The sequence below is a fragment of the Aquitalea sp. LB_tupeE genome (genome assembly GCF_013391415.1).
Taxonomy (GTDB): Bacteria; Pseudomonadota; Gammaproteobacteria; order Burkholderiales; family Chromobacteriaceae; genus Aquitalea.
The window spans coordinates 1-5,498 of sequence record NZ_JACAXB010000050.1 but is presented as its reverse complement, the minus strand read 5'-3'; the positions used below and the strand labels follow the sequence as shown (position 1 = coordinate 5,498).

Genomic DNA, 5,498 nt, shown 5'->3' with positions numbered 1-5,498 from the left:
CGGCCAAAGCGGTCACTCGTGGCAAAAATGGCAAATGTCTGCGCAGTAAACAAAACCAGCCATTCAACTGTAGCGAGATCAAGGACGAAAAACTCCCTGCTTATTCAGAGAAAATCCGGCCCAGACCCCAAGCTACAGCAAACTTATAGCGCACTCCCCAAAATGGTTGATAGCACATCCAGGTTATAAGTGTCGGCAATACCGAAAGTGCGCGCATTGATGTATGCGTTCTCTACAATCGCCGGCAAGTCAGCTTCTTTGATGCCCAACTGCGAAAGACGCGTGGGCGTACCAATCTTGTTGAACCAGGTCTCAAGCGCTGAGATGCCTTGTTCGGGAGTGGCTACACCAAACACACTATCAGCAAAGCGCTTAAACTGGGCCGGATTACGGCTCTGATACCACTTCATCCAGGCGGGCATGATCACTGAAAGCCCAGCACCATGTGGCACATTGAACAAGGCAGAAAGCGAATGCTCGATGGCGTGGTTTGGGTAGCTGAAACCAGCACAGCCAGCAATAGTCAGGCCATTCAGCGCCAGTGTTGCGGCCCAAGCGAATTGAGCACGGGCATTATAATCGCTGGGATCATCCAGCAGGGTTTCCGTGGTCTCAATCACCGTATTGATAACTGACTCGACGAGTCGCGATTGCAGTTTTGGATGCACCGTTGCTGTGAAATAGGCCTCGATTGAATGTGCGATTACATCTGCAGCTGAATAAACGAGATAGTCACGCGGAACACCCCGCATCAACTCTGGATTCACGATGGAGACCTTGGGATACAGGGCAGGCGCACCGATGAACAGTTTTTCCTTCGAGTCCTCGTTGGTGACGACTGCGAAGAGGTTCATTTCACTGCCGGTAGCGGCGAGCGTCATGATTGAGAATATCGGCAGTGCTGATGTGATCCCCGCCTTGCCGGTAAAGAGATCCCAGACATCACCTTCATAACTCACGCCTGCAGCAATTGTCTTGGCACTGTCGAGCACGGAACCGCCGCCCACAGCGAGAATCGCCTCTACCTTATTGGCACGTGCCGATGCAATACCATCGCGCACTTTGGAAATGAGAGGGTTGCTGACGATTCCCCCGAATTCAACCAGTTCGATACCTTTCTCGGTGAGGCTATTGCTCACAGTGTCGAACAAACCCTCACGCTTGAAGCGCTCGCTACCATAACAAAGCATGACTCGCTTGATGCCTCGCTCGGCGAGGTGCTGTCCAATCAGTTGCTCCTTCCCCGCGCCAAACTCGATTTGTGTCGGATTAAAGAATGTGAAGTTTTCCATTTGACGGTCTCTTTCTGAAGATCAATTTTTACCTGTTTGCTACCAAGCGTACGCTTCAGGTGCTTCGGCACCAGGGCCTGGCCAGATACTGTCTAGCCGAGCCAGCGTTGCGTCAGACAAAACGATTTCAGGTGCACGCAGGCTGTCGAGCAATTGTTCTTGGACTCGGGGGCCAATGATTGGGGCTGTCACTGCTGGATTGTGCAGCAGCCAGGCCAAAGCAACGTCCGCAGGTCGTTCTCCAATCTCCCTACACAGAGCTTCATAGGCTGCTAGTTGTGGGCGCATGAGCTCTACCTGCTCGCTTAGTTCGCCCCGTCTACCATCAGCGTGCTTTTCCAGTACGCCGCCAAGAAGACCTCCAGCCAGAGGGCTCCAGGGAATGATGCCTAGACCGTGGTAGCGGGCTGCCGGGATAACTTCGAGTTCGATGGATCTTTGGGTCAGGTTGTAAAGGCTTTGCTCCGCCACCAGTCCGAGAAGGTGGCGGGATTGGGCTACCCCTTGCGCGGTGGCAACGTGCCAGCCCGCAAAATTGCTGCTGCCGATGTAGCTGACTTTGCCTTGCTGAACGAGCAGGTCCATGGCCTGCCAAATTTCTTCCCAAGGGGTGAGGCGGTCAATGTGATGCATCAGGTACAAATCGATGTGATCCGTCTGGAGACGGCGCAGACTATCCTCGCAAGCCCGTCTGATGTGATAAGCCGACAGACGACGATCGTTGGGGCCATAGTCCATCGGCTGGTAGACCTTGGTCGCCAAGACGATTTTGTTACGGCGCCCACCCTGTTGGAGCCAGCGGCCAATGATTTCTTCCGAAACCCCATAACCTTTGGGAATTTCGGGCCATTGCCGGCCGCCATAAACATCGGCGGTGTCAAAGAAGTTGATTCCGGCGTCGATCGCTGCATCCATGATGTCGAAGCTGGCCGCCTCGTTGGTGACGTAACCAAAGTTCATCGTACCTAGAGCTAACTGGCTGACCTGCAAGCCGGTCTGACCAAGATGAGTGTATTTCATGTTTGTTCTCCAATGTGTTGCTGAGTGCTGGCCAATGCCTCCCTCCCCGTCCCGATCTCGTGATTGGACTACAGATGATTTGGTCAGCTACTTGTCATGAAGATGACGATTTTCTCTTCGCTCTCTCAGACCTCGGTAAGGATGACCCTGAGGAATAAGGGCATTTCGATGTGCAGGTCGAACGTAGTGCTACTCTTGTATCGCTCAATTCCACGCAGATCCTGCCTTGCTTATTACGGCAGGAAAAATTTCAAGAGAGTGTTTCCGTCTCTCAGCCAACTTTTACAGCATTCAAGATGAATATTTGAGAGATTGGCTTTCCACAAATGTCAGAGGTTCTTCTTGAAGAATGTCGTAATTTTGTCGAACGGGATTAAATTCACTCGGTCATACAAATCGACATGGCCCGCGCCAGGAACAACGACCAGTTCTTTGGGTTGGCTGGCCAGTTTGTAGGCGGTGTCGGTAAACCCCTTGGAGATAGCTTGTTCCCCTACGATGAACAGGATCGGACGCGGAGAGATCGACTCAATGTCGTTCATGGGATAGAAGTTCAAGAACTTGACGAAGCTGGCCAGTGTGGGGTGTGTGGTCTGTTCCTTGGACCAACCTTTTGGCGTGTACTCACCTCTGGGCGTGCGGTAGAAATCGAAGAATTCGCGTTGCAGCGGAATGGTTTTTTCGTCGATTTCATGCACCGTTCCGCCGGTGTATTTGATTTTTCCACCGCTGAATTCAATATCACGTTGATCCGCCGCTTCGGCGATGCCGGCCCTTCGAAGTTCCGGCGTGGGCATGTTCAGATTTCGTGCGACAGTGCCCATATCCAGCAAGTTGACGGTGGCAATGGCCTTGAGACGTGGGTCGACCTTGGCTGCACTGATGGAGAATGCTCCGCTGGCGCATATACCGATGACACCGATGCGGTTGCGATCCACGAAGGCCTGGCTGCTGAGGTAGTCCGCGGCTGCGCTGAAATCTTCTGCATAGACATCCGGCAACACGACATTGCGGGATAGTCCGTCGCTTTCACCCCAGAAGGACAAATCAAACGACAAGGTCACAAAACCTTGTTCCGCCATCTTGGTGGCGTAAAGATTCGACGTCTGCTCTTTTGTGGCACCAAAAGGATGACCTACGATGATGGCTGGATGTTGTACTTTTTTGTCTAGGTTCTTCGGAACAAACAGGTTTCCGACGATCATCATCTGATACTGGTTTTTGAAATTAACTTTTTGTACGGTTACCTTGTCACTGGTGTAGAAGTTATCGGCGCCGTTCGACATGTCTGCTCCCATCGCAGTAAATGAGCAAATTAAAAATCCCAGAAGCAAGATGGCTTTTCTCATTGAGGACTCCGTTCTCGTTTATTGGGGACGCTTGTAAGGACCAATAGCGGCTTTGCCACTCACAGAACTGCTCTGGACATGGTCAATACCCATCCATATTTCGCATTATTCTTGCCTTACCGTAGCTACCGGTATATTGATCCTTCCGTTTTATTGCCTGATCCTACGGGCTTGCGAATTGCTGAACGACAGCGGGGCGCTGCGCGACGTAACATTGGTTTATTAAGGTTCTGGGAGATGTACATGCCAGTCGAAGAGCGAAGTGGACAACGGCAGGAGCAGTCACAACGAACAATGCATGAGCGTATGGCTGAGGTCATTCAGAGGTGGACTGCGGGAAAGGAGGTTTGCGAGACTGCGATACCGAATCTTGGCCTTTTCCGACGCGAGGCGGCCACAGAACCTTGTTCGTGTTTTATAGGCCCCAGTATCGTTCTCGTCGCTCAGGGAGCGAAGCAATTGCTAATTGGAGAGCATGCATACACATATAACACTGACCGTTTTTTGGTCACCTCACTCGATCTTCCTGCCAGTTCGCAGATTCTGGAAGCCAGCCCAGAGAAACCTTGCTTGGGTTTGGTACTTGAGCTCGATCTTCGTGTCATGGCAGAGTTCATTGCACAAAGTGGCTTACCACCGCCGCGCAATCGCCCGAGTGACAGCAGCGCTGCTCTGGGCAAAATTACGCCAGCCATTTTGGAACCGTTTGGGCGCTTGCTAGCCTTGCTGGATGAGCCTGGTGCTATCTCGGCACTAGCGCCACTGATTGAGCGTGAAATCCACTATCGTCTCTTGATGAGTGATCAGGCAGCACGCCTATGGCAAATTGCCTCGGTTGGAAGTCAGAGCCACAGGATTGCCAGGGCGGTTGATTGGCTGAAGAAGAACTATGCCTTGCCCCTGCGCATCAATGAACTGGCAGATTACGTACAGATGAGTGCAACGACTCTGCATCACCATTTCCGCCAACTGACTGCCATGAGTCCTTTGCAGTACCAAAAATGGTTACGCTTGCACGAAGCAAGACGCCTGATGCTGAATGAGCGTCTTGACGTCTCAAGTGCTGCATTTCAGGTAGGCTACGAAAGTCCTTCCCAATTCAATCGTGAATACAGTCGCCTTTTTGGTAACTCTCCGAAACGTGATGTCGATGAATTGAGGCGACATGCCACCCTGGCGAATTCCTTTACCAGCCTGGAGTTTCGATGAAGATCGCTTATTGATGCCATTTTGAGAAAAATCGCGAAATTTCATGACTCTTAGCCGCCTAGCCAGTACTAAAACTGATCATACCGAATGTGCTGTTAGTACACTGAGTGGCACATGCAAGGCGGGGGACGCGGCAAACTGCGCCAGCAGATAATCGATGCACGCCTTTACTCGGGGTGCCAGCAGTGCACGGTGCGGGTATTGCAGCACCAGTTCGTAAGCGCCGGGGTCGTGCTGGCCCAGCAACAGCACCTTGAGTTCGCCACGCTCAAGATAGGGCCAGGCATGGTGCACGCCCACCTGGGTAATGCCAGCATGCTGGCGCGCAGCGTCAGTCAGTGCCTCCGGAGCGGACAGGGTGAGGCAGCTGCGCGAGACATCCAGCGTGGTGATCTGGCCATCGGCATCACGGAAACTCCACGGCGACACCTTTCCCCCCAGAAAACGGCGGGTGATCAGCCGGTGCTGTGTCAGCTCGGCGGGCGTGTGTGGTGTGCCAGCCTGCGCAAGATAAGCTGGCGAGGCCACCAATACCATGCGCAGATGGCAGATGGGGCGCGCCACCAGCGCAGAGTCGGCAATATGGCCGCCACGGATCGCCAGGTCGTAGCCACCGCCCACCAGATCG

Annotated in this window: 5 protein-coding genes; 1 reads left to right on the top strand and 4 read right to left on the bottom strand. The window is 53.0% G+C overall.

Annotated features, from left to right (window positions below; genetic code table 11):
• Nucleotides 1–143: 143 nt before the first annotated feature.
• The 3 genes from HWX34_RS20915 to HWX34_RS20905 form a co-directional block, all read right to left on the bottom strand.
• Nucleotides 144–1,292 (bottom strand): iron-containing alcohol dehydrogenase, encoded by a 1,149-nt coding sequence (locus tag HWX34_RS20915; RefSeq protein WP_178974121.1) that lies wholly within the window; start codon nt 1,290–1,292, stop codon nt 144–146.
• A 39-nt stretch (nt 1,293–1,331) separates the two neighbouring features.
• Nucleotides 1,332–2,312 (bottom strand): aldo/keto reductase, encoded by a 981-nt coding sequence (locus HWX34_RS20910; protein ID WP_178974119.1) that lies wholly within the window; start codon nt 2,310–2,312, stop codon nt 1,332–1,334.
• Nucleotides 2,313–2,641: 329 nt separating this feature from the next.
• A complete protein-coding gene (locus tag HWX34_RS20905; protein ID WP_178974118.1) occupies nt 2,642–3,661 on the bottom strand; it encodes an alpha/beta hydrolase in 1,020 nt (339 codons plus the stop codon).
• Nucleotides 3,662–3,904: 243 nt separating this feature from the next.
• Between HWX34_RS20905 and HWX34_RS20900 the strand changes: the two genes are divergently transcribed.
• Entirely contained in the window at nt 3,905–4,870 is a 966-nt protein-coding gene (locus HWX34_RS20900; RefSeq protein ID WP_178974116.1) for an AraC family transcriptional regulator, read from the top strand.
• 78 nt (nt 4,871–4,948) lie between these two features.
• On the opposite strand, the gene HWX34_RS20895 is transcribed toward HWX34_RS20900, so the two are convergent.
• The coding region (locus tag HWX34_RS20895) for a substrate binding domain-containing protein (protein WP_218645286.1) at nt 4,949–5,498 on the bottom strand (550 nt) is incomplete at its 5' end.